The following is a 22881-nucleotide window of genomic DNA, read 5'->3' on the forward strand; positions in this document are numbered from 1 at the left end:
TCGCCGAACACCCTTCGGGGGAGATCCACGGGGTGCTCATCCGGCACTCGCCGGCGGGTCGGGCGAGTGGGCTGACAGAGTGTCAGATCGCTAGGAGTTGAGGTAGGTCAGTACGGCGAGGACGCGCCGGTGATCCCCGTCGCTCGGCGAGAGCCCGAGCTTCTGGAAGATATTGCTGACGTGCTTCTCCACCGCCCCGTCGCTCACCACGAGCTGCCGGGCGATCGCCGAGTTCGTCCGGCCCTCGGCCATCAGACCCAGGACCTCCCGCTCGCGCGGCGTCAGCCCCGTCAGCACGTCCTGCTTGCGGCTGCGGCCCAGCAGCTGCGCCACCACCTCCGGGTCCAGCGCCGTCCCCCCGCGCGCCACCCGTACGACCGCGTCCACGAACTCGCGGACCTCCGCCACCCGGTCCTTGAGGAGGTACCCCACGCCCCGGCTGCTGCCCGCCAGCAGCTCGGTGGCGTACTGCTCCTCCACGTACTGCGAAAGGACCAGCACCCCTATCCCCGGGTACTCCTTCCGCAGCCGCACCGCCGCCCGCACCCCCTCGTCGGTGTGGGTCGGCGGCATCCGCACATCGGCCACCACCACATCGGGCAGCGCCTGCTCGGCCCCGAGGTCGGCCACGGTCTTCAGCAGGGCCTCGGCGTCGCCCACCCCCGCGACCACGTCGTGCCCGAGATCGGTGAGCAGGCGGGTGAGTCCTTCCCGCAGCAGGACCGAATCCTCGGCGATGACTACCCGCACTCTGTTCTCCACGTGCTGCACGACGCTGCGTCCCCCGCTGTCCTGAGTCCCTGAGTCGCCGTGCTTCTGTGTGCACCGCGCCCGACACCCCTCAGCATCCCAGGCCCGGGGCGCTGATGGGGGCCCTGTGGACAACGTGCCCGATCCGGCCACCTCGCTGGATCCCCGTCACCGGCACGGAACCGGTGACGAGGCCGGCGACCGATGGCGCGGGGCGCCGTCGACGGGGCAGGGGGGAGGGGCGGGTGGTGCGGCGCGGGGACGCCGGGCCATGGGCGGCGGGGGCGGAAAGCGGTCAGCCGCGCCAGGGCAGCTCTGCGGTGACCGTCGTCGGGCCGCCGGCCGGTGAATGCACCACCAGGACCCCGTCCACCGCGTCCAGCCGCTCCGTCAGCCCGGCCAGACCGCTGCCGGCCGAGGCGGATGCGCCGCCCCGCCCGTCGTCCCTGACCTGGAGCATCAGCCGGTCGGACGTCCGCCACACATCGACCGTGGCCCGGGTCGCCCGAGCGTGCTTGCTGACGTTCTGCAACAGCTCCGACACGGTGAAGTACGCGATGCCCTCGATGGCCTGCGCGGGCCGGGCGTCCAGGTCCACCTCGACCGTGACGGGGACGGTGCAGCGGGAGGCGATGGCGGAGAGGGCGGCGTCGAGGCCGCGGTCGGTGAGGACGGCGGGGTGGATACCGCGGGCGAGGTCGCGCAGCTCCTGAAGGGCGACCTTGACCTCACCGTGGGCCTCGTCCACCATCCGCGCGGCCGCCTCGGGGTCGTCGGTGAGCTTCTCCTTCGCCAGACCCAGGTCCATGGCCAGGGCGACGAGCCGGGCCTGCGCGCCGTCGTGGAGGTCCCGTTCTATACGGCGCAGGTCGGCGGCGGCGGTGTCCACGACCACGCCCCGGTCCGATTCCAGCTCCGTGACCCGGGCGGAGAGCGCGGACGGGCCCAGCAGACCGGACACCATCAGCCGGTCCACCGAGACCAGCCCGCGCACGATCCACGGCGACACCAGCACCAGCACCAGACCCACCGCCCCCGTCGCCGCCAGCTCGACGGGCGAGTCCAGATACTCCGCGTGGGTGCGGTCCCCGTACAGCTGGAGGCCGTCGACGCCCGCGAACACCGGGAAGACCCAGTGCCAGAGCGGATACGTCAGGGCCGCCAGGCCGTACGTCCAGAACGTCACCGACACGCAGAACGTGAACACGGCCCAGGGGAAGTGCAGCAGCGTGTAAAGAAGGTGACGCCAGGAGACCCCGCTCTTGAGGACTGCGCCGATCCACGACATCGGGCCGCCGCTCTTCCCCCGCACCCGCACGGGCTCCGCCACGTCCAGCTTCAGCAGCCCGCGCGCCCGGGCCCGCTCCATCACCCCGAACTCCCGGCAGGCGGCCAGGCCGACGGCCAGCAGCGGAATCCCGATGAAGGTGATGAGCAGGCCGGCGCTGACCGATGTCATGGTGATCGCGAAGACGAACATCACCGTGCTCAGCGGCAGGCTCAGCAGGACGTAGAGCAGCTCGCGCCAGCTGCGCGCCTCCACAGGTGCCCGCAGCGCCGCCGGGAGGAAGTGCTTCACCGGGGCCTGCCCGTGGGGCCCGGCGCCCTGACCTGTGTGGCCGCGCGTGCCCGATCCCTTGTGGTCCCGGGTGTCCGGTCCGTATGCCGTGGCCATGAGTGCCGTCCGTTCCGTCTCTTCTGTCGATCGGCGGTGTTCCGCGTCCCTGCTCCGCGCCCGTGTTCGTACGCCGCGGACCGTGCTGCTCCAAGCTGTGCTGCTTCAAGCTGTGCTACTTCCAGGGTGCTGGGCCGCTCTCTCCGGCACCATGTGGCCGGTCTCCGTATCCGTACGGGGGTTTTCCCCACCCCCGTACGCCGTCGCAGCGCTCAGGAGGCCCGGCTCTCCGCCGGGGCCCGGTCGCGCCAGGGCAGCTCGGCGGTGACTGACGTCGGCCCGCCTACCGGGGAGTCCAGGACGAACAGCCCGTCCACCGCCCCGAGCCGCTCGGCCAGCCCCGCCATTCCCGTACCTCCGTCCATCCGCGCGCCGCCCGAACCGTCGTCCGTGACCCGGATCAGCAACCGGTCCGCCGCACGCCACACCTTGACGGAGGCGGACCGGGCACCGCTGTGCTTGCTGACGTTCTGAAGGAGCTCCGAGACGGTGAAGTAGGCGATGCCCTCGATCGCCTCCGCCGGACGCCCCGGCAGATCCACCGACACCGTGACGGGGACGGTGCAGCGGGAGGCGATGGCGGAGAGGGCGGCGTCGAGGCCGCGGTCCGTGAGGACGGCGGGGTGGATACCGCGGGCGAGGTCGCGCAACTCCTGCAGGGCGACCTTCACCTCACCATGGGCCTCCTCCACCATCCGCGCGGCCGCTTCCGGATCGTGCGTCAGCTTCTCCTTCGCCAGACCCAACCCCATCGCCAGGGCGACGAGCCGGGCCTGCGCACCGTCATGGAGGTCACGCTCGATACGGCGCAGGTCGGCGGCGGCGGTGTCCACGACCACGCCCCGGTCCGACTCCAGCTCCGCGATCCGCCGCTCCAGCTCGTCCGAGGGCGACAACAGCCCCCGCACCATCACCCGGTCGGCCGTCGTCAGCCCACGGGCGATGAACGGGAGGACCGGCCACAGCACGATCAGGCTCACCAGCGTCACCCCGAACGTCAGGACCCCCCACGGCAGCCGGACGAACGCGTAGAGCAGGGAACGCCACCCCACCGGGTCCTTGAGCCCCGACCAGAGCCAGGTGAAGAGCCCCTCGTCCCCGCGGCCGCGCGGCAACGGGCTCGGTTCCTCGATCCGCACCCCGAGCAACGACCGCGCCCGGCCCCGCTCCACCCGGCCCAGCCACCGCGCGCCCCGCAACCCGCTGACGAGCACCGGCAGTCCGATCACGGTGACGGACAGACCCACACCGACGGCGATCACGAGGAGCGCGTAGACGAAACCGGCGATGGCCATCGGCAGATTGGCCAGCAGGTGCGCGATCTCCCGCCAGGTCCACCGGTCGAGGGCGAGGCGGGCGGGCGGCAGCCGGTCGGGGGCCGGTACGGAAGGGCTCATGGTCATGGCGCCAGCCTGCCGGGCCGTGTCCGCACACGCCATGGGGCTCGTGGGTGGCGTGAAGTAGGGATAACCCCACCTGTGTGCGACGCGGCTGCTTACTGTGCGTTTATCAGGGCCTAGACTCCCGTGCGTACAGAGGGTCCTCAAGGAACGGACGGGCCCACAGCCGGACGACGAGGAACGAGGGGGCGGACGTGAGGGACGTGGCGTACGTGCCGGAAGTGCCGCACGTGGCGTACGTGCCGGTCCACCAACAGACCACGCTCGCCTCGGAGTACTTCCAGAGCTACTCGGTGGTCGGCCTGCTCGCCCTGGTCGGCGTCCTGTTCGTCGCCGTCGCCTTCGGGGCAGGACGGCTGCTGCGGCCCGTAGTCCCGACGCCGGAGAAGCTCCTGACGTACGAGTGCGGCGTCGACCCGGTCGGAGAGGGCTGGGCCCACACGCAGGTCCGCTACTACGTCTACGCCTTCCTCTATGTCATCTTCGCCGTCGACTCCATCTTCCTGTTCCCGTGGGCCACGGTCTTCGCGGCACCCGGATACGGCGCGACCACGCTGGTGGAAATGTTCATCTTCCTCGGCTTCCTCGCCGTGGGGCTGCTCTACGCATGGAAGAAGGGCGTCCTCGCATGGGCCTGACGAGTCGGCCGACCTCCGCGGGACAACAGCCGGAACCCTCCGCCGACCCGCAGGCGGCAACCGGGCCGGAGCCGGTGCTCCTCCCGGAACCGAAGCGTCTCGGCATCCTCTCGCGGCTCGCGCCCGAACCGATGAAGGTCGTCCTCAACTGGGGCCGCCGCTACAGCCTCTGGGTCTTCAACTTCGGCCTCGCCTGCTGCGCCATCGAGTTCATCGCCGCCTCCATGGCCCGCCACGACTTCATCCGGCTCGGCGTGATCCCCTTCGCCCCCGGCCCCCGCCAGGCGGACCTGATGATCGTCTCCGGCACGGTGACGGACAAGATGGCCCCGGCGGTGAAGCGCCTCTACGAGCAGATGCCCGAACCGAAGTACGTCATCTCCTTCGGCGCCTGCTCCAACTGCGGCGGCCCCTACTGGGACTCGTACTCCGTCACCAAGGGCGTCGACCAGATCATCCCCGTCGATGTGTACGTACCCGGCTGCCCGCCCCGGCCCGAGGCGCTGCTCCAGGGCATTCTCAAGCTCCAGGAGAAGATCGCGCGCGAGTCCCTGGCGGAGCGGTACGCGAACGGCCCCACCGGAGGCACCCCCTCCACGGCGGCGCTGCGCAGCGGCCTGGTCACCGCACCGACACCACCGGCAACGGGGGAGGAGCAGCGGTGAGCGAGCGTCAGCACCAGGCCCACCACCCGTACGACCGGCTCCCGGACGCCGTCACGGAGCTGTTCGGCGAGGGTGCGACGGCGGAGTCGGCCTACGACCTGCTCACGGTCGACGTCCCCGCCACGGAGTGGATCACCGCGCTGCGGACCGCCCGCGACGAACTCGGCTGCAGCTACTTCGACTGGCTCAGCGCCGTGGACGAGCCGGGCACCGGCTTCCGCGTCTGCGCGCACGTCGCCGCCCTCGGCGACGGCACGGTCCGCCGGCTCATGCTGCGCACCACCGTCCCGCACGACGCGGCGGTCCTGCCCAGCGCGATCGACGTCTACGCGGGCGCGGCCTGGCACGAGCGCGAGACGCACGAGATGTTCGGCGTTGCCTTCGAGGGCCACCCAGGCCTCGCCCCTCTCCTGCTGCCGGAGGGTTTCGAGGGCCACCCGCTCCGCAAGGACTTCGTCCTGGCCGCCCGGGTCGCCAAGGCCTGGCCCGGTGCGAAGGAGCCCGGCGAGTCCGAACACGGCGGTCCCAAGCGGCGCACGATGCTTCCCCCCGGCGTCCCGGACCCGAACGAATGGGGTCCCCTCAAGGGCCAGCTCCCCCCTGCCACGGCCCGCCCGGGCCGCGCCGCCCGCCCGGCGGCGGCCGCCGACCGCCCAGCCCGCCGCACCCGCTCGGTGAGCGAGGGCTCAGCAGCGCAACGCCCACAGACAAAACCGCTCCAGCCCGGGGGCGCCGAGCCCGGACCGTCGGGCGCCGCCTCGCCGGAGGCCGTACCGCCCCCGCCCGTACCGCCCCCGCCCGTGACGACGCCTCCGGGAGACGAGTCGCCCGGCGAGGTACCGCCCGGATCGCCCCCGGCCGCACGCCCGCGCCGCTCCCGCTCCGCATCCGACGGTTCAGCGAGTCAGCAGCAGACCCCGGAAGCCGCCGCATCCGGCCCGCCGCGCCGCTCCCGCTCGGCCTCCCAGGGCTCGGCGAGCCAGCGCGCCCGCGCCACGGACGCCCCCTGGCACGACGCCCAACCGGCGTTCGACGACCCGGACGTCTCACCGGGTGGCCCCGAGGCGGAGAGCGGCGACGCTCCTTCCCAGCCCCTCCGGCGTTCGAGGAGCGGGGCTCCAGGGGCAGAGCCCCCGGTTCGGGAAGGGGCGGGTAGGGGAGAAGCCCCGCCCAGCGGCCCCAACCCCGATCCCACCGAGCCCAGGACCGCTCCCGACCCCGACCGCCCGCCGACGGACGAGGCCACTCCCACCAAGCCCGAGCCCCAGTCCCAGTCCCAGCCCGAGCCCGACCACCCCGCCGGAGGCGATACCGAGTGAACGACGTGTCCGACGTCGCCCTCCGCCTGGCCGTCATCTTTGTCGTGTTCCTGGTCGCCCCTCTCCTCGTGGGCCAGACCGAACACAAGGTGATGGCCCACATGCAGGGCCGCCTGGGCCCCATGTACGCGGGCGGCTTCCACGGCTGGGCCCAGCTCGTCGCGGACGGCGTGAAGTTCGCGCAGAAGGAGGACGTGGTCCCGGCCGCCGCCGACCGCCGCGTCTTCCAGCTCGCCCCCGCCGTCGCCCTCCTCCCGTACCTCCTCGTCCTCGTGGCCATCCCCGTCGGCCCCGGCGACGGCGCGGTGGGCCAGGTCATCGACGCGGGCATCTTCTTCGTGCTGGCCGTGATGGGCATCGGCGTCCTCGGCTCGCTCATGGCGGGATGGGCCTCCGCCAACAAGTTCTCCCTCCTCGGCGGCCTCCGTACCGCGGCCCAGCTCCTCTCCTACGAACTCCCGATGCTCCTCGCCGCCGCCTCCGTCGCCATGGCGGCCGGCACGGTCTCGCTCACCGGCATCCTCGACGCCTTCGCGTGGTGGTGGCTGCCGTGGCAGATCATCGGCGCCCTGGTCTTCTTCGTCGCCGGCCTCGCCGAACTCCAGCGCCCGCCCTTCGACATGCCGGTCGCCGACTCCGAGATCATCTTCGGCGCGTACACCGAGTACACGGGGCTGCGCTTCGCCCTGTTCCTCCTCGCCGAGTACGCGGGCATCGTCATCCTCTGCGCCCTGACCACCGTCCTCTTCCTCGGCGGCTGGCACGGTCCCTTCGGAGCCGACGGACTCGGCTGGCTCTGGACCCTCCTCAAGACCGCCCTCCTCGCGTTCGTCGTCATCTGGCTGCGCGTCAGCTACCCGCGTCTGCGTGAGGACCAGTTGCAGAAGCTCGCCTGGACCACCCTCGTCCCCCTCGCCCTCGCGCAGATCGCGCTCACCGGCATCGTGAAGGTGGCGATCAACTGATGCCCCCGATCCCTGGATCAGGCCTCGCCAAGGGCCTCGCCGTCACCCTGCGCACGATGACGAAGAAGACCGTCACCGCGCAGTACCCGGAAACTGAGCCCGAACTCCCGCCCCGCTCCCGGGGCGTCATCGGGCTGTTCGAGGAGAACTGCACGGTCTGCATGCTCTGCGCCCGTGAGTGCCCCGACTGGTGCATCTACATCGACTCCCACAAGGAGACGGTGCCGCCCGCCGCCCCAGGCGGACGCGAGCGCAGCCGTAACGTCCTGGACCGTTTCGCCATCGACTTCTCGCTCTGCATGTACTGCGGTATCTGCATCGAGGTCTGCCCCTTCGACGCCCTCTTCTGGTCGCCCGAGTTCGAGTACGCGGAGACGGACATCCACGAACTCACCCATGAGCGGGACAAGCTCCGCGAGTGGATGTGGACCGTGCCGGAGCCGCCCGCGCTCGACCCCGGGGCGGAGGAGCCGAAGGAGATCGCCGCCGCCCGCAAGACGGCCGACAAACTCGCCGCCCAGCAAGCCCAGCAAGCCCAGCCAGCCCAGCCGTCCGCGCCGGCCGCGCCGTCCGCGCCGGCCGCGCCGGCCGCGCCGGCCGCGCCGTCCGCGCCGTCCGCGCAGGAAACCGCGACGAACGAACCGGACCCCGACGCGAAGGGAGGAACCCCGTGACGCTGCACACCGCACCCGCCGTGCTCACCGCTGCCGCGGCCGCCGACCACCCCGGCTTCCTCTCCCCGACCGGGGTCGAGATCGCGTTCGTCCTGGTCGGCCTCGCCACCCTCGGGGCCGCCGTCATCACTGTCACGACCAGGCAGCTGGTGCACGCCGCCCTCTGGCTCGTCGTGGCGCTCGGCGGACTTGCCGTCGAATATCTCCTGCTCACAGCGGAGTTCATCGCCTGGGTGCAGGTACTGATCTACGTCGGTTCCATCGTCGTCCTCCTCCTCTTCGGCCTGATGCTCACCCGGGCCCCCATCGGCCGTTCCCCGGACGCCGACTCGGGCAACCGGTGGGCCGCCCTGGGCGTGGCCCTCACCTCGGCGGCCGCGCTCGTCTGGGTCGTCGTGGACGCCTTCCGTACGACCTGGATCGACCTCGAAGGACCGGCCCAGGGCTCCACCGCCGTCACCGGAGCCTTCCTCTTCCGGAACTGGGTCCTCCCCTTCGAAGCGCTCTCCGTCCTGCTGCTCGCCGCCCTCGTCGGCGCCATCGTCCTGTCCCGCAAGCACGACACGGACACGGCGGTCGGGGCTGACACAGCGGTGCGGCCCGCCCCGAACGCGGAGCCCCGACGCGGCAAGGAGGGACAGAGCTGATGCACCTCGCGTATCCCGCCGTACTCGCCGCCCTCCTCTTCTGCACCGGTCTCTACGGTGTCCTCGCCCGCCGCAACGCGATCCTGGTCCTGATGTCCGTCGAGCTGATGCTCAACGCCGTCAACCTCAACCTCGTCGCCTTCGACGTCTGGCTCCGTGACACCCTCCACTCCGGTCAGGCCCTCACCCTCTTCACCATCGCCATCGCCGCCGCCGAGATCGGTATCGGCCTCGCGATCGTCCTCGCCGTCTACCGCAACCGCGGCTCCTCCGACATCGACCGGCTCCGCGACACCGCCGAGGCCGACGCCGCTGACGCAGAGAGCGACAGCGCCGACGCCGAGCCCCACGGCCGCGCCGGCACGGCAGGGAACAGGAGCACCACGAACGCAGAGGCCACCTCGTGACCACGACGACCCTCGCCGCCCTCGTCCCGCTCCTCCCCTTCCTCGGAGCCGCCGCCGGCCTCGCGCTCGGCCGCACCGCCCCCGGCTTCGTCCGCCCCCTGGCGATCCTGCCGACGCTCTCCGCGACCGTCCTCGCCGTGATCGTCGCCGTCCGCCAGGGCGGCGGCCGCGCCATCGACGCCGCGACCCAGCTCACCCCCACCGGGTCGATCCCCATCGACCTGGCCCTGCACCTGGACGGCTTCGCGGTCCTCGTCGCCGTCCTCGTCGGGCTCGTCGCCACCTGCGTACAGCTCTACTCCACGGCCTACCTCCGCGACGACGCCCGCTACCCCTCCTACGCGGCGCTGGTCTCCCTCTTCACCTCCGCGATGCTGCTCGTCGTCTACTCCGGCGACCTGATGGTGCTCCTGGTCGGCTGGGAGATCATGGGCATCTGCTCGTACTTCCTGGTCGGCCACTACTGGGAGACGCCCGAAGCCCGCGCCGCCTCCCTCAAGGCCTTCCTCGTCACCAAACTCGGCGATGTCCCCTTCCTGATCGGCCTGTTCGCCCTGGCCGCCGACACCGGCAGCTTCCGGATCACCAAGATCCTGGCGGCCGTCACCAACGGCGGCCTGGACCACCCGACCCTCATCGCCCTGCTGCTCCTCGCGGGCGTCGCCGGGAAGTCCGCCCAGTTCCCCCTGCACACCTGGCTGCCCGACGCGATGGCCGGCCCCACCCCCGTCTCCGCGCTCATCCACGCCGCGACGATGGTCGCCGCCGGGATCTACTTCGTGGCCCGGCTGCTCCCCGTCTTCGCTGCCTCGGGCGCGGCCCTGGTCGTCCTCGCCGTGATGGCGGCCGTCACGATGATCGGCTCCGGACTCGCCGCCCTCGCCCAGGACGACATCAAGCGCGTCCTCGCCTACTCGACCATCGGTCAGCTCGGCTACATGTCCGGCGCCCTGGCCGTCGCCGACCGTGGTGCCGCCGTCTTCCACCTGATCTCGCACGGTGCGTTCAAAGCGGTCCTCTTCCTCGCGGCCGGCGTCGTCATCCACGCCGCCGGCACCAACTCACTCGCCGCCATGTCCCGTATGGGCGGCCTCGCGCGCCGGATCCCCGACGCCTACTGGACGATGACCGTCGCCCTCCTCGCGCTCGCCGCCATCCCGCCGTTCGCCGGCTTCTTCTCCAAGGAAGCCGTCCTCGTCGCCGCCGAGCACACCGCCATGGGGGACCGGGCCGCCGCCCCCGCCGCCGCAGGCTGGACGATCCTTGTCGCCGGGCTGCTCGCCGCCGTCCTCACCGCCGCCTACGCCACCCGCCTCTGGCTCCTCGCCTTCAAGGGGCGCGGCGCCGAACTCCCCGACCACGGCAGGCAGCCGCTCGCCATGACCTCCGTCCTGTGGGTCCTGGCCGCCCCCACCATCGCCTTCGGACTCACCGCCGGCGTGATCGGTGACTGGTTCGACGGACACGCCCTCACCCCGTCCCTCACCACGGCGGTCCTCTCCACCGGCGTCGGCCTCCTCGGCGGCCTCGTCACCTACGGGGCCTGGCGCCACACCACGGCCCTCGCCGCCCGTACCCCCATCGGTGCCGTCGCCGCCCACCCCGGCGCCGAACCCGCCCTCGTCGAAGCCGAGGCCATGACGTCCCACACCGCCGCCTACGGCACCATCGCGGACGCCGCCGACCCGGCCGACCCCGGACGCCTCCTCCTGGGCCCGCTCCACCGCCACGCGGTCGCCGGCTTCCACCTCGACGCCATGTACACGGCGCTCTTCGTCCGGCCCGTCCAGCAGGCCGCCCGCCTCGTACGGTTCCTGGACCGCACGGTCGTCGACACCTACGTCGAAGGATCGGGCGCCGCCACCCGCCTCCTCGGCACCGCCGTACGCCGCGCCCAGACCGGAAACGTGCAGGCCTACCTCAGCGTCCTGCTCGCCGGTTCCCTGGTCCTGGCGATCGCCGCCGTCGTCTTCGCCAACGTCAACGCGGGGTCGTGACCGTGATCGATATCAGCCCGTCCGTGATGCAGTTCCTTCTCGCGTTCATCGTCGTCGCCCCGCTCCTCGGCGCCGTCGCGGCCCTGCTCCCCGCCCCGCCCGGGCTCAGGGGCAAGAACCCCGACCAGGCCGTGCTCCGCCATGGCGTGACCGTGACCGGTGCCGTGCTCATCGCGGCGGTCGTCCTGGCCGTCGGCTTCGACCACGACCACCCCGCCACGATGCAGGCGACCACCGACATCAGCTGGATCCCGGCGCTCGGCGTCCGCATCCACCTCGGCATCGACGGCATCTCGCTCCCCCTCCTTCTGCTGACCGCGCTGCTGACCTTCCTCTGCGCGCTGTACAGCTACTTCAAGCTGCCCGCGGGCCCCTCACCGAAGGCCTTCACCGCCCTCGTCCTCGTCCTGGAATCCGGCACTCTCGCCACCTTCGCCGTCCTCGACCTGCTGCTCTTCTTCCTCGCCTTCGAGATGGTCCTCATCCCGATGTACTTCCTCATCGCCCGCTGGGGCGGTGACCAACGGCGCGCCGCCGCCTGGAAGTTCATCCTCTACACGCTGCTCGGCTCGGTCGTCATGCTGCTGGGCCTGCTCCTCATCGGACTGAAGAGCGGCACCTTCGACATGGTGGCACTCGCCACTGACAACGGCCGTGGCCTCACCACATCCGTGCAGGTCATCGCCGTTCTCGCGATCGGTATCGGGCTCGCCGTGAAGACCCCGATGTGGCCCCTGCACAGCTGGCTCCCCGACGCCCACACCGCCGCCCCGACCGTCGGCTCCGTGCTCCTGGCGGGCGTCCTGCTGAAGATGGGAACGTACGGATTCGTCCGGATCCTGCTCCCCATCGCCCCCGACGGCATGCGGACCTTCGCGCCCTATCTGGCCGCGCTCGCCGTCGTCGGCATCGTCTACGGGTCGCTCGCCTGCCTGGCCCTCGCCCGCAACGGCGCCAGGGGCGACCTCAAGCGGCTGATCGCGTACTCCTCCGTCGGCCACATGGGCTTCGTGCTCCTCGGCATCGCCACCATGACCCCCACCGGGGTCAACGGCGCGCTCTTCGCCAACATCGCCCACGGCCTCATCACCGGCCTGCTCTTCTTCCTGGTCGGCGCCATCAAGGACCGCTACGGCACCGCCGACCTGGACACCCTCGCCGGCGCCACCGGAGCCGCCCTCTACGGCCGGGCCCCCCGCCTCGGCGCCTTGCTCGCCTTCGCCGCCGTCGCCTCGCTCGGCCTGCCCGGACTCGCCGGATTCTGGGGCGAGATGCTCACCCTGTTCGGCGCCTACAGCCCCGCCGATGGCCTCAGCCGCCCCGCCTTCCGCACCTTCATGGCCATCGGCGCGTTCGGCACCCTGCTCACCGCCGCGTACATGCTCATCGTGGTGCGCCGCGTCTGCATGGGCGAGCACACGCCCCACTCCCAGCTCTCGCCCGACGACCGGACCCCACAGTCGGCGGACGCGCCCCAGCGGTCCGGGGCCACGGGAGCCCGGCCGGCCACCACGCCGCAGCTCGCCGACATCCAGAGCTACGAAGCCGCCGCCTGGACCCCGCTCGCCGCCCTCACCGTTCTCGCCGGACTCTGGCCCGCGATCCTGCTCGGGCTCACCGATCCGGCCGTGCAGAAGCTCCTCGCAGGAGGCAAGTCGTGACCGCGGACCTCAGCACCGGCCCGGGCGCCCTCACCGCGGCGGCGGACACCGCCCCCAGCCTCGTCCAGTCCATCGACTGGCTCGCCATCGCGCCCCCCACCCTCACCGCGCTGGCCGCCCTGCTCGTGCTCGTCGCCGACCTCTTCCTCCCCGAGCACCGCAAGAAGCTCCTCGGCTACGGAACCCTCACCGCGCTCGCCACCGCCCTCGCCCTCCTCATCCCGCTGCGCGCCGGCGACCGCTCCACGTTCTGCGTCACCACCGGTGCCCAGGCGTGCAGCTACACCGCCGACCACTTCACGCTGGTGATCCAGGCCCTCGTCCTGGGCGGGGCGTTCGTCACCGCGCTGCTCTCCCTCGACGACACGCGGAAGCTTCCGGCGGGCGAGTACTGGTTCCTGCTCCTCGCCTCCGCGGCGGGCGCGGCCCTCCTGCCCGCCTCCCGCGACCTCGCCACCCTCGTCGTCGCCCTGGAAGTCGCCTCGCTGCCCGCCTTCGCCCTCGTGGGCATCAAGCGCGGCGACCGGCGCTCCTCGGAGGCCGCGCTCAAGTTCTTCCTCTCCTCCGTCGTCGCCACCGCCGTCATGCTCCTCGGCGTCAGCTTCGTGTACGCGACCACGGGCACCCTGCACCTCACCGAGATCGCCGCCCACCTGGACGACGTACCTCCGGTGCTCGACACCCTCGCCAAGACCGGCGTCGTCCTCACCCTCGTCGGCTTCGCCTTCAAGACCGCCGCGGCCCCCTTCCACTTCTGGGTCCCCGACACCTATGTGGGCGCCCCCCTCCCGATCGCCGCCTATCTCTCCGTGGTCGGAAAGACCGTCGGCTTCTCGGGCCTCATCCTCGTCACGGTCATCGCGTTCCCTTCCTATGCCGACGTCTGGGGGCCCGCCGTCGCGGTCCTGGCAGCCCTCACCATGACCGTCGGCAACGTCGCGGCCCTGCGCCAGAGGGCCGACCGCGCCCGCAGCGCCATCCGGCTCCTCGCCTGGTCCTCCGTCGCCCAGGCCGGCTACCTGCTCGTCCCGATCGCCGCCGCCGCGTACTCCAGCGACGAACAGATCGGCTCCACCGTCGCGTACGCCCTCATGTACGCCGTCGTGAACCTCGGCGCCTTCGCCGTCGCTGCCCTCGTCGCCCGTACGAAGCCCGGCAACCGCATCGCCGATTACCGGGCCCTGTACGCCACCCGTCCCCTCGCCGCCCTCGCGCTCGGCTTCTTCCTGCTCTGCCTGGCCGGGCTGCCGCCGGGCATCATCGGGCTCTTCGCGAAGGTCACCGTCTTCTCGGCGGCCGTCGACGCGGGGCTCGGCTGGCTCGCCGTCGTCATGGCCGTCAACGTGGTGATCGCTCTCTACTACTACCTCCAGTGGACCGCGATCCTCTTCAGGAGCCCGGAAACCGCGGAAGCGACCACTGGTCCACCGGTCTCCGGAACACCGCACCGATTCCTGGCCCCCGCCCCGCTCACCACGGCGATCGTCCTCACCACGGCCACCGGCATCCTCCTCTCCGGCGCCCCGCAACTGGTCCTGAGGTTCGCCGCCGTCAGCCTCTTCTGACCCTCTTCGGAGGCGGAAGATCGGTTTGCCCAGGGCGGCGGCCACAGGGCAAGGTCGTGGCTGCATACGTCACGTACACGGCGAAGACGTACGAAATCCATAGAGGAGATAGAGCAGTGCTGAACGGGTTCAAGGACTTCATCCTGCGTGGAAACGTCATCTCGATGGCGATCGGCCTCGCCGTCGGAGCAGCCTTCACGGCCGTCGTCACCGGCTTCAGCACCGCCTTCATCACGCCGCTGATCGGCCTCGCCACCGGCTCGGTCGGAGACTTCAGCAAGGCGGAGTTCGCCGTCCAGGGCGCGATCTTCCCGTACGGGAAGTTCCTCGCGGCCGCGATCGCCTTCATCATCACCGCCGCGGTCCTCTACTTCTGCGTCGTCGTCCCCATGGCAAAGGTGCAGAACCGCTTCACCAAGGAGGAGGAAGAGGTCGACATCAAGGCCGCCCTCCGCGACTGCCCCCGCTGCTTCAGCGCGATCCCCGCCGTCGCCTCCCGCTGCGCCCACTGCACCAGCGAGGTCGAGCCCGACGCCGAGGCACTCTCCCTCGCCAAGCTGCCCGTCCAGCGCTGAGCCCGCTGCGCGTCCGGCGCTGACGCGCACGCACACCCCGACACCCGTACGGCCCAGTGCCACGCCGTACGGGCCAGGAGCCGGAACCGGCCGGATCATGCCGCAGCGGCCCCGCCCTCCGGCCGCACGCACAAGGGAACTAGCTCCCCTCGCCTGGCGTTGACCAGTACGGGAGGCTCCACTGGGGGAGTGGAGCACCACCATGCAAAGGGTTCCCCTGCTGCACCACTTGGAGGGCGTACCGTGCACCGCCGGCACAACGGGCTGAAAACCGCCGTACTCCTCGGGGGCCTGTCCGCACTCATCATCATCATCGGCAGTTTCTTCGGACGCACGGGTCTCCTCATCGCTCTCGTCGTGGCCGTCGGCACCAACGCCTACGCCTACTGGAACAGCGACAAGATGGCCCTGCGGGCCATGCGGGCCCGCCCCGTCAGCGAATTCGAAGCGCCACAGCTCTACCGGATCGTCCGCGAGCTCTCCACCGCGGCCCGTCAGCCCATGCCCCGCCTCTTCATCTCACCGACCCAGGCGCCCAACGCCTTCGCCACCGGCCGTAATCCGCGCAACGCGGCCGTCTGCTGCACCGAGGGCATCCTCCAGATCCTCGACGAACGGGAGCTGCGCGGGGTCCTGGGTCACGAGCTCAGCCACGTCTACAACCGCGACATCCTCATCTCCTCCGTCGCCGGAGCCCTCGCCTCAGTCGTCATGTTCCTGGTCAACTTCGCCTGGCTCATCCCCATCGGACGTTCCAACGACGACGAAGGCCCCGGCCTCCTGGGTATGCTCCTGATCATGATCCTGGGGCCGCTCGCGGCCTCCGTCATCCAGCTCGCGGTCAGCCGTTCCCGCGAGTACGAGGCCGACGCCTCCGGAGCGCAGCTCACCGGGGACCCGCTCGCCCTCGCCAGCGCCCTGCGCAAACTCGACGCGGGAACGAAACAGCTCCCGCTGCCCCCGGAACCCAGGATCGAGACCGCGAGCCACATGATGATCGCGAACCCCTTCCGCCCCGGACAGGGGATGGCCAAGATGTTCTCCACCCATCCGCCGATGGCGGAGCGCATCTCCCGACTGGAACAGATGGCAGGTCGCCGCCCATGAACACCATCCTGAACATCATCTGGCTCGTCCTGTGCGGCTTCTGGATGTTCCTCGGCTATCTCCTCGCAGGCGTCCTGCTCTGCATCACCGTCATCGGCATCCCGTTCGGCGTAGCCGCCTTCAGGATCGGGGTGTACGCGCTCTGGCCCTTCGGCTACACCGTCGTCGACCGCAGGGACGCCGGATCGCCCTCTTGCGTCGGCAACGTCCTCTGGCTGGTCCTCGCCGGATGGTGGCTCGCCCTCGGCCACATCACCACCGGCATCGCCCTCTGCATCACGATCATCGGCATCCCCCTGGGCATCGCCAACTTCAAGCTGATCCCCGTCTCGCTCCTGCCCTTCGGCAAGGAGATCGTCCGCACGGACCAGCCGTTCGCCGCTCGCTAGGAGCCAGGACCGGGAAAGCAACCGACGGGCGGGACGCCGAGGACCTCCGCGTACTGGAGACGGCCCTGCGCGACGGTGGTGGCGGCCAGGCGACACACCACGACAGGTGCGGTCCTGCCCGCTGACCTGGCCGTCGGCCTCTTCCGTCCCGCCGCCGACGGCATCCCGCGCAACCGAACTCACGCTCGTTGCGTCTTGTGTTCCAACACCGAGCAAGGGGTAGGAGCAGCGACATGGGCATTGTCGGTTGGATCATTCTTGGGCTGCTCGCCGGAGTCATAGCCAAAATCCTGCTCCCGGGCCGCGACCCGGGCGGCATCATCGGGACCACCATCATCGGCGTCGCCGGTGCCTTCGTCGGAGGCTGGCTCTCCAGCCAGTTCCTCGACCGTCCCATCAGCAACGACTTCTACGACACCGCGACCTGGATCGCCGCCATCGCCGGCTCCCTGGTCCTGCTGATCCTCTACCGCCTGCTCTTCGGCAACTCCCGCGAACGCCGCTGACCGCGCCCGCCACTCAGGTCAGCCCCGTCTCCCGCAACGTCACATTCAGCCGGCCGGCCCGCATCCCCGCATCCGGGTCGGCCGATCCGGCGTACACCTTCGGCACCCCGTGGAACGCGAAGCGCGACGGGCCGCCGAAGACGAAGAGATCCCCGGAGACCAACTCCACGTCCGTGTAGGGCTGCCCGCGACTCTCGGGGTTCCCGAAGCGGAACAGGCACGTCGCCCCGATGCTCAACGACACCACAGGAGCGCCCGACCGCTCCTCCTTGTCCTGATGCATCCCCATCCGCGCCGCGTCGTCGTAGAAGTTGATCAGCGCGGTGTCCGGAGCGAACGCCTCCGCCGCGCCCTCGTCCTCGTACGCCTCCACCACCGCCGCACGCCCCAGCGCGACCAGCCACTGCGGCAGCGGGGCCACCGGGGCACCGTTCACATCGTCGGCGGTACGTGTGTACCGGTACGGCTGCCAGTGCCACCCCAGGCACACCGTCCGCACCGACATCACGCCGCCGCCCGGCAACACCGTGTGCCGCAACGGAACCGGCCCCCGCGCCCACCCCCGGCACGCCGACACCAACTCCCGCCGCCGCTCCACCGAGAGCCACTCCGGTATGTGCACGGCACCCGGCGCGACCACCTGCCGAGGCCGCGGGAACAGCCCGCCCGACGCCGCCGGAACCCCACGCGACACCACCGTCACACCACCCTCAGCCGCCGGCCTTCGCGACGCGCTCCGCACACGCGGCCCCTTCGAGCCCCAGCAGCAACTGCTTACGCTCCAGACCCCCCGCGTACCCCCGCAGTGCCCCGTCCGCGCCGATCACCCGGTGGCACGGCCGCACGACCAGCAGCGGGTTGCGCCCGATCGCCGTCCCCACCGCCCGCACCCCCGCGCCCGAGGCCCCGACCCGCGCGGCGACCTCCCCGTACGACAGCGTCTGCCCGTACGGGATCGACTCGACCGCCTCCCAGACGCGCCGCTGGAACTGCGTACCCACGCCCTCCGCGAACGGCACGTCGAACCGCGTCGACCACCCCGCGAAGTACGCCTCCACCTGCGTGACGACCCCAGCGAACAGCTCGGGCGCCCGGAGCCAGCAGTCCCGGACGACCGCACCGCCCTTCTGCCCAGGCACGGACAGCGACACCAGCCGCAGCCCCTCGGCCGTACCGTCCGACTCGCCCACCAGCAGCAACTCGCCCAGCGGACTGGCCACCCGCGTGTACACCGTCGTCACGACCGCTCACTTCCTCTACCGCCGAAACCGCCCCACCGCACAGCCAGTCTGCGCCCCGCCCACCACACCTGGCTGGCGGATTTCGGACACCACACCCCGGCGTGCGGCCGCGTCCCCTTGAACGCGAAGAGGCACGCCGTCAGGGCCGGCCCCGACGATGTGCCCCTGTTCGCTCACGAACCGCCCTACTGGTTCACGAACCGCCCTACCGGTAGTTCACGAACTGGATGGCGAAGTCGAGGTCCTTGTCCTTCAGCAGCGCCTGCACGGCCTGGAGGTCGTCCCGGCTCTTCGAGCTGACGCGCAGCTCGTCACCCTGGACCTGCGCCTTGACGCCCTTGGGGCCCTCGTCACGGATGATCTTCGCCACCTTCTTGGCGTTCTCCTGGGAGATGCCTTCCTCGATGGTGGCGAAGATCTTGTACTCCTTGCCGGAGAGCTGCGGCTCACCGGCGTCCAGCGACTTCAGCGAGATGCCCCGCTTGACCAGCTTGGACTGGAAGATGTCGAGGATCGCCTTGACCCGCTCCTCGCCGTTCGCCTCCATCAGGATCTTCTCGCCGGACCACGAGATCGAGGCGCCCGTGCCCTTGAAGTCGTAACGCTGGGAGATCTCCTTGGCGGCCTGGTTGAGGGCGTTGTCGACCTCCTGCCGCTCGACCTTCGAGACGATGTCGAAACTGGAGTCGGCCATGACGTGTGGCTCCTTGCGTCGAAAGTGCGTGGGATACAGCGCAAAGCCTAGCCACCGCCGCACCCTCCGGCTGCTGATCAATGAGGTGGCGGAGCACCCCTGGCCATCAGGTATTGTTTACGTCGTCGCCAAGGAGCTCACCAGCGGAGATCCGACGCGTCGTTCGAGGCGGTGTGCCCGAGTGGCCAAAGGGAGCAGACTGTAAATCTGCCGGCTCAGCCTACCCAGGTTCGAACCCTGGCGCCGCCACAGAACGGAAGACCCCGCCTGACCAGGCTAAATACCTGGTCAGGCGGGGTCTTCGCTTTGGTTGGCGCACCCATACTCAGGCGGGGCGGAACGGACCTTGTCTCACCTTGTCCCGCCTCAATCCCACCCCTGATCAGCGCGTGTCCCCCAGGTGTCCCCCGGGAGGCAGGTGGCCCCTACTCAGGCTCGTTCCACTCCCTCATCGCCGCGTCAATCCGAAGGTTCGCGCGGTCCTGCGTCTGAGCCAGGACCTTGGCGTAGACCCGGAACAGGACCGCGATCGTGTGGCCGGCCCGTCGCGCGCATTCCATCGGGTCCACCCCCGAACTCAGCCAGAACGAAACCCCAGCGTGGCGTAGGTCATAGGGGCGGCGGACGAGTGGGGAGGCTGCCTCATCTTCGCTAAGGACGTCGTGCCGGGCCTTGGCCCAGACTTCGCCGTATCCCGTTTCCTGAAGAAGCCCGCCCCTGCTCGTACGGAACAGCCGTCCGTCCGGCGCGGTGCCCTGCGAGGCGATGTGCTCCCTGAGAAGCCGCACGAAGTGCGGGGGGATCGGCACGGGACGGGAGTCCTTTACCGCCCGTGCCTTCAGGTGGCGATCCTCGTGCGCCCGCCCATCGTTCGTCCAGCCCTTGCCGGCGCGGACGGCCCCTTGCCTCAGTGTGAGAACGCCCCACCCTGTCTCGGGAAGGTGACACTGCGCCCGACGGAGCGCCGTCGCCTCAGCCGGGCGCATGGCGGCGTAGTAGAGGCACCCGAAGAATGCTTCCAGGTGTGCGCCGCGTGCCCCCTGCTCCCGGACACCCTTGAGAAGCGCTCGCACCTGACGCGGGTTTGCCACACTCTCCGGATCAAGCTCTTCAGCGGATTTCGGGGCGACCCACTTCACCGTGGTGAGCGGGTTCACCGGGGTGGTGAAGTAGCGCTCTTCCACGGCGAGTCCCAGCACATCGCTCAGGCAGGCACGCTTCCGCCGGGCGGTTCGCGGCGCGGCAGGCTTGCCGTCGACCTTCAAGCCCAGCGCGTCCAACGCGAGACGCACCGTGGCCGACTCCTCCAGAGCCGACACGGGCAGCGAGTTCTTCTCCAGCCAGCGCAAAGCCGCTGTGACGTCCTCGGGGTGCTCGTCCTCCCACCGGTTCCGGTTGTAGGCCCACCCGTAGAGGGCGCGGCGGAGAACTGCGGCGTCTGGACTTCCCGTCCTGCTCTTCACAAGGGCGGGGGTGATCGTAGCCAGAGCATCCGCATAGTTCTTGCGGGACTTCGCCGGGGCGGTCGCCCACTTGCGCTCGATGTAGGCGCGGGTGTGCTCGTACCAAGTCACCGACCCATGCTGAGCGCGAATCTCCGATACCGGGAGACCCGTCTCCTCGTCGAACTGCTCACCGCGCCGAACGGCCGACATCAGCTCAGATCGTCGACCGTCCGCCTGCGCCTTGAGCTGGTAACTCTTCGAGTGCTTGCGCTGGCCGACAAGCCAGCGGAGGCGGAAGGGCTTGGGGCGGTCGCGGCGCACCTCGATCGCGTACAGCCGTACGTCATACGTGAGGGACATGTCTCTCCAGATGGAGCGAGGCCCGCCTGGTGGCGGGCCCCGCGAGTTGGTCTACGGACGGATGCGGTCAGGCGGCGGCCTGCTCGTACTGACGGAGCCAGTCGTCCAGGTCGGTTCGACGCACGCGGACCTGGTGGTTCGGAAGCTTGATGACCTTCGGGGCGAGGCCCCTGGCGCGCATTCGGTAGAAAGCCGCTCGGCTCATGTCGAGTTCGGCGAGGACCTCGGGGAGCTTTAGCATCTGGGGGCGGGCCACGGTGCGACTCCTTGGGGGCGTTGGCGGGCTGCGAGGCGCGGCTGTGTGTCCGAGGCTGCGATTTCTGCGTCACCACGTCATCCGCGTCGCTCTTGGGCCCTGACCTGCGGTGACGTGGTGACGCAGATGGTTGCGGGTGCGTCATTGGTGACGCAGGCGTGCGTTATGGGCTGGTGCAGGGTGACGCAGGTGACGCGGGGTGACGCAGCCGCAGCCGTCCTGCGTCACCCTGATCGCCGCAGCTCAGGGGCGGTATTGGGTCTCGTGGTGACGCGGGTGACGCAGCCTTCTCTTTCTTAAGAAAAGAGAGAGGGGGCGTCTGTTGTGGTGTGGTGCTGCTTCGGGAGTGAAGTGGGGAGCCGCTTCGCGGCGCGACCACCAAGCGGCGTTCCGCCGAACAGCAAGAGGAGCACGCCCCCCGTTGGGGCGGGGTGCTCCTCTTGCTTGTCCGTACCCGGGTCGCCGGTGAGGGTCAGAGCGACTGTTGCTCGTGGGGCGGCATGGCGGGGCGGCGGGTCATTTCGACGTACCGGCCCTCTTTGGTGCGGCCCCAGTCGACGAGCACGCCGCGGGCGGCGAGGGTGGGCTGGAGACGCTTGAGGCGGTCGGAGAGGACTTTCCCGGTCGTGGGCCACCCTTTGGGCAGCGGGCGGAAGTCGTCGCCGCTGTAGAGGCCGCTGAGGAGGTGCAGCCACTCCGAGGACGTCATCCGCGTCTCGGTGCCGGGGTCGAGGGTGGCCGCGTGCTTGAGGACGGTCTGCGCGAGCAGGTCGCCCTCGATGACGTCGTCGTTCAGCTCGTCCAGGCTGCTCCGGTACGCGGGGAGCGTGCCGAACCCGGTGGCGGCGTCGATCTGCGCGCACAGGTGCGCGAAGTCCGCCATCCGCAGATCACTCGGGATGTCAGCCTCGGTCGCCCTCACCTTGACCGTGAGGTCGAGGAGCGAGCCGAGGATGACCGGCAGGGCCGCTTCGAACTCCCGCCAGAGCTCCGCTTCGGTCCGCCGCACCTTCGGACGTTCCAGACGCAGGGGCAGGAGGCGCTCAGCGAGGTCGGGGCGGATGACTCCGACGTCGATCCCGGTGAGGAGGAGCGGACGGCGGTAGCGGGAGCGGACCACGTCGCCGTCGCTGAACAGGGCCCGCTTGATGCTCTCGGCTCCGGTGACGATGCAGCACATGAGGTCGGAGAGGTCCGGGGCGAGGTGGGAGAGGTTGTCGAGGGCGGTGACCCATCCTGCGGCGACGGCGGTGATCAGGTTCTCTTCGTCCTTCGGGGCCCGGCGGAGGTCGCCGGTCATGCCCTCGATGATCCGCACCAGCATCCGGCCGGCCGTCGACTTCCCCGCGCCCTGGGGGCCGGTGAGGAACGGGGCGGGGACGGGGACGGAGGGGCCGAGGCAGCCGACGAGCCAGGCCAGGGCCAGGCTCTCGGTTTCCGCAGTGGCGAAGTTCGTGAGCCGCAGCAGGCTGTCGATGCCCTTGCCCTCGGTGTCCCGCACGGGCATCGGGAGTTCGCCGGTGAGCTGGGTGCGCCGCCAGCACACCTCACGCGGGTCGGGAACCTTGACCTCCCAGCCGTTGGGGTGGATGCGGACGGACTGCCCGTCATCCCGGCCCAGGTCCAACCACGTCGCCCCGTCGAACCCCGGGGCGACACGGATGTGGGTGGGCTGGACGTCCTGACTCAGTGCGAGTGCCTCGATCAAGTCCAACGCCTCCTTGAGCGACGTCCCGTTGAAGACGCCGACCCCGTCGTTGAAGAGGTCGACCATGAGTTCCTGCCGATGGCTGCCGGTGGTGCCCTGGGAGCGGATGGGGCGGGCCACGGGGTGGCCGAGCCGCTGGGCGTAGACGGTGCCCTCGGTCGTGCGGAAGTACCGGAAGTGCGACTGCGCGTACTCGGTGATGACCTCACGCGCCGGAGTCTTCTCGTCCTCGGCCAT

At 70.5% G+C, this 22881-nt stretch carries 23 protein-coding genes and 1 tRNA gene; 15 read left to right on the top strand and 9 right to left on the bottom strand.

Annotated features, from left to right (window positions below; genetic code table 11):
* Positions 1-90: 90 nt before the first annotated feature.
* The 3 genes from AMK21_RS13405 to AMK21_RS13415 form a co-directional block, all read right to left on the bottom strand.
* Positions 91-750: a response regulator transcription factor gene (locus tag AMK21_RS13405; RefSeq protein WP_073877489.1), complete on the bottom strand. Its 660-nt coding sequence runs from the start codon at positions 748-750 to the stop codon at positions 91-93.
* A gap of 295 nt (positions 751-1045) precedes the next feature.
* The gene (locus AMK21_RS13410) at positions 1046-2425 is read right to left on the bottom strand and encodes a sensor histidine kinase (RefSeq protein ID WP_073877491.1); all 1380 of its coding nucleotides are present in this window, start codon (positions 2423-2425) and stop codon (positions 1046-1048) included.
* Between the two features lie 212 nt (positions 2426-2637).
* Positions 2638-3828 carry a sensor histidine kinase gene (locus AMK21_RS13415; RefSeq protein WP_073877493.1) on the bottom strand — a complete coding sequence of 397 codons (1191 nt, stop codon included), beginning with the start codon at positions 3826-3828 and terminating at the stop codon, positions 2638-2640.
* Between the two features lie 200 nt (positions 3829-4028).
* On the opposite strand from AMK21_RS13415, the gene AMK21_RS13420 reads away from it, so the two are divergent.
* The 14 genes from AMK21_RS13420 (at position 4029) to AMK21_RS13485 (ending at position 16940) form a co-directional block, all read left to right on the top strand.
* Complete coding sequence (locus AMK21_RS13420; protein ID WP_026241215.1) at positions 4029-4463, top strand: NADH-quinone oxidoreductase subunit A; 435 nt, start codon at positions 4029-4031, stop codon at positions 4461-4463.
* The gene (locus AMK21_RS13425) at positions 4454-5128 is read left to right on the top strand and encodes an NADH-quinone oxidoreductase subunit B (protein ID WP_073877495.1); all 675 of its coding nucleotides are present in this window, start codon (positions 4454-4456) and stop codon (positions 5126-5128) included. Before AMK21_RS13420 ends, AMK21_RS13425 begins: the two co-directional genes overlap by 10 nt.
* Complete coding sequence (locus AMK21_RS13430) at positions 5125-6447, top strand: NADH-quinone oxidoreductase subunit C (RefSeq protein ID WP_073877497.1); 1323 nt, start codon at positions 5125-5127, stop codon at positions 6445-6447. The genes AMK21_RS13425 and AMK21_RS13430 overlap by 4 nt, the downstream gene beginning before the upstream one ends.
* Positions 6444-7412 (top strand): complex I subunit 1/NuoH family protein, encoded by a 969-nt coding sequence (locus AMK21_RS13435; protein WP_073877499.1) that lies wholly within the window; start codon positions 6444-6446, stop codon positions 7410-7412. Before AMK21_RS13430 ends, AMK21_RS13435 begins: the two co-directional genes overlap by 4 nt.
* Positions 7412-8086, top strand: a complete 675-nt coding sequence (locus AMK21_RS13440; RefSeq protein ID WP_073877500.1) for a NuoI/complex I 23 kDa subunit family protein — start codon at positions 7412-7414, stop codon at positions 8084-8086. Before AMK21_RS13435 ends, AMK21_RS13440 begins: the two co-directional genes overlap by 1 nt.
* Entirely contained in the window at positions 8083-8733 is a 651-nt protein-coding gene (locus AMK21_RS13445) for an NADH-quinone oxidoreductase subunit J (RefSeq protein ID WP_073877501.1), read from the top strand. The genes AMK21_RS13440 and AMK21_RS13445 overlap by 4 nt, the downstream gene beginning before the upstream one ends.
* Complete coding sequence (gene nuoK / locus AMK21_RS13450; protein ID WP_073877503.1) at positions 8733-9140, top strand: NADH-quinone oxidoreductase subunit NuoK; 408 nt, start codon at positions 8733-8735, stop codon at positions 9138-9140. The genes AMK21_RS13445 and nuoK overlap by 1 nt, the downstream gene beginning before the upstream one ends.
* Positions 9137-11137 (top strand): NADH-quinone oxidoreductase subunit L, encoded by a 2001-nt coding sequence (locus AMK21_RS13455; protein ID WP_073877505.1) that lies wholly within the window; start codon positions 9137-9139, stop codon positions 11135-11137. The genes nuoK and AMK21_RS13455 overlap by 4 nt, the downstream gene beginning before the upstream one ends.
* Complete coding sequence (locus AMK21_RS13460; RefSeq protein ID WP_199863188.1) at positions 11134-12798, top strand: NADH-quinone oxidoreductase subunit M; 1665 nt, start codon at positions 11134-11136, stop codon at positions 12796-12798. Before AMK21_RS13455 ends, AMK21_RS13460 begins: the two co-directional genes overlap by 4 nt.
* Entirely contained in the window at positions 12795-14363 is a 1569-nt protein-coding gene (locus tag AMK21_RS13465; RefSeq protein WP_073877507.1) for an NADH-quinone oxidoreductase subunit N, read from the top strand. Before AMK21_RS13460 ends, AMK21_RS13465 begins: the two co-directional genes overlap by 4 nt.
* A 116-nt stretch (positions 14364-14479) precedes the next feature.
* Entirely contained in the window at positions 14480-14938 is a 459-nt protein-coding gene (gene mscL, locus AMK21_RS13470; protein ID WP_073877509.1) for a large conductance mechanosensitive channel protein MscL, read from the top strand.
* A gap of 243 nt (positions 14939-15181) precedes the next feature.
* On the top strand, positions 15182-16045 hold the full coding sequence (gene htpX / locus AMK21_RS13475; RefSeq protein WP_073877510.1) for a zinc metalloprotease HtpX: 864 nt from the start codon (positions 15182-15184) through the stop codon (positions 16043-16045).
* The gene (locus AMK21_RS13480; protein ID WP_073877512.1) at positions 16042-16434 is read left to right on the top strand and encodes a YccF domain-containing protein; all 393 of its coding nucleotides are present in this window, start codon (positions 16042-16044) and stop codon (positions 16432-16434) included. Before htpX ends, AMK21_RS13480 begins: the two co-directional genes overlap by 4 nt.
* A gap of 233 nt (positions 16435-16667) precedes the next feature.
* The gene (locus AMK21_RS13485; RefSeq protein WP_073877514.1) at positions 16668-16940 is read left to right on the top strand and encodes a GlsB/YeaQ/YmgE family stress response membrane protein; all 273 of its coding nucleotides are present in this window, start codon (positions 16668-16670) and stop codon (positions 16938-16940) included.
* A 13-nt stretch (positions 16941-16953) separates the two neighbouring features.
* On the opposite strand, the gene AMK21_RS13490 is transcribed toward AMK21_RS13485, so the two are convergent.
* From AMK21_RS13490 to AMK21_RS13500, 3 genes are all read right to left on the bottom strand, one after another.
* Positions 16954-17601: an alpha-ketoglutarate-dependent dioxygenase AlkB family protein gene (locus AMK21_RS13490; protein WP_199863199.1), complete on the bottom strand. Its 648-nt coding sequence runs from the start codon at positions 17599-17601 to the stop codon at positions 16954-16956.
* A 49-nt stretch (positions 17602-17650) separates the two neighbouring features.
* Positions 17651-18181, bottom strand: coding sequence for a methylated-DNA--[protein]-cysteine S-methyltransferase (locus tag AMK21_RS13495; RefSeq protein ID WP_073877516.1), 531 nt, complete (start codon positions 18179-18181; stop codon positions 17651-17653).
* A 205-nt stretch (positions 18182-18386) separates the two neighbouring features.
* On the bottom strand, positions 18387-18875 hold the full coding sequence (locus AMK21_RS13500; protein ID WP_073877517.1) for a YajQ family cyclic di-GMP-binding protein: 489 nt from the start codon (positions 18873-18875) through the stop codon (positions 18387-18389).
* A 167-nt stretch (positions 18876-19042) separates the two neighbouring features.
* Between AMK21_RS13500 and AMK21_RS13505 the strand changes: the two genes are divergently transcribed.
* Positions 19043-19124 (top strand) — tRNA-Tyr (locus tag AMK21_RS13505).
* Positions 19125-19300: 176 nt separating this feature from the next.
* Here AMK21_RS13505 and AMK21_RS13510 read toward each other — a convergent pair.
* The 3 genes from AMK21_RS13510 to AMK21_RS13520 form a co-directional block, all read right to left on the bottom strand.
* Complete coding sequence (locus tag AMK21_RS13510; RefSeq protein ID WP_073877518.1) at positions 19301-20680, bottom strand: tyrosine-type recombinase/integrase; 1380 nt, start codon at positions 20678-20680, stop codon at positions 19301-19303.
* Positions 20681-20747: 67 nt separating this feature from the next.
* Entirely contained in the window at positions 20748-20936 is a 189-nt protein-coding gene (locus AMK21_RS13515) for a helix-turn-helix transcriptional regulator (protein ID WP_032779375.1), read from the bottom strand.
* A gap of 472 nt (positions 20937-21408) precedes the next feature.
* Complete coding sequence (locus AMK21_RS13520) at positions 21409-22881, bottom strand: ATP-binding protein (RefSeq protein ID WP_073877520.1); 1473 nt, start codon at positions 22879-22881, stop codon at positions 21409-21411.

Source organism: Streptomyces sp. CB00316, from assembly GCF_001905595.1.
Lineage (GTDB): Bacteria > Actinomycetota > Actinomycetes > Streptomycetales > Streptomycetaceae > Streptomyces.

What these genes read in the sequence shown, in the direction of transcription:
- AMK21_RS13410 (WP_073877491.1), bottom strand. Translation starts at nt 2,425, where the DNA reads ATGGCCACGGCATACGGACCGGACACCCGGGACCACAAGGGATCGGGC.
- AMK21_RS13415 (WP_073877493.1), bottom strand. Translation starts at nt 3,828, where the DNA reads ATGACCATGAGCCCTTCCGTACCGGCCCCCGACCGGCTGCCGCCCGCC.
- AMK21_RS13425 (WP_073877495.1), top strand. Translation starts at nt 4,454, where the DNA reads ATGGGCCTGACGAGTCGGCCGACCTCCGCGGGACAACAGCCGGAACCC.
- AMK21_RS13440 (WP_073877500.1), top strand. Translation starts at nt 7,412, where the DNA reads ATGCCCCCGATCCCTGGATCAGGCCTCGCCAAGGGCCTCGCCGTCACC.
- nuoK (WP_073877503.1), top strand. Translation starts at nt 8,733, where the DNA reads ATGCACCTCGCGTATCCCGCCGTACTCGCCGCCCTCCTCTTCTGCACC.
- AMK21_RS13480 (WP_073877512.1), top strand. Translation starts at nt 16,042, where the DNA reads ATGAACACCATCCTGAACATCATCTGGCTCGTCCTGTGCGGCTTCTGG.
- AMK21_RS13485 (WP_073877514.1), top strand. Translation starts at nt 16,668, where the DNA reads ATGGGCATTGTCGGTTGGATCATTCTTGGGCTGCTCGCCGGAGTCATA.
- AMK21_RS13500 (WP_073877517.1), bottom strand. Translation starts at nt 18,875, where the DNA reads ATGGCCGACTCCAGTTTCGACATCGTCTCGAAGGTCGAGCGGCAGGAG.
- AMK21_RS13510 (WP_073877518.1), bottom strand. Translation starts at nt 20,680, where the DNA reads ATGTCCCTCACGTATGACGTACGGCTGTACGCGATCGAGGTGCGCCGC.
- AMK21_RS13520 (WP_073877520.1), bottom strand. Translation starts at nt 22,881, where the DNA reads ATGGCCGAGGACGAGAAGACTCCGGCGCGTGAGGTCATCACCGAGTAC.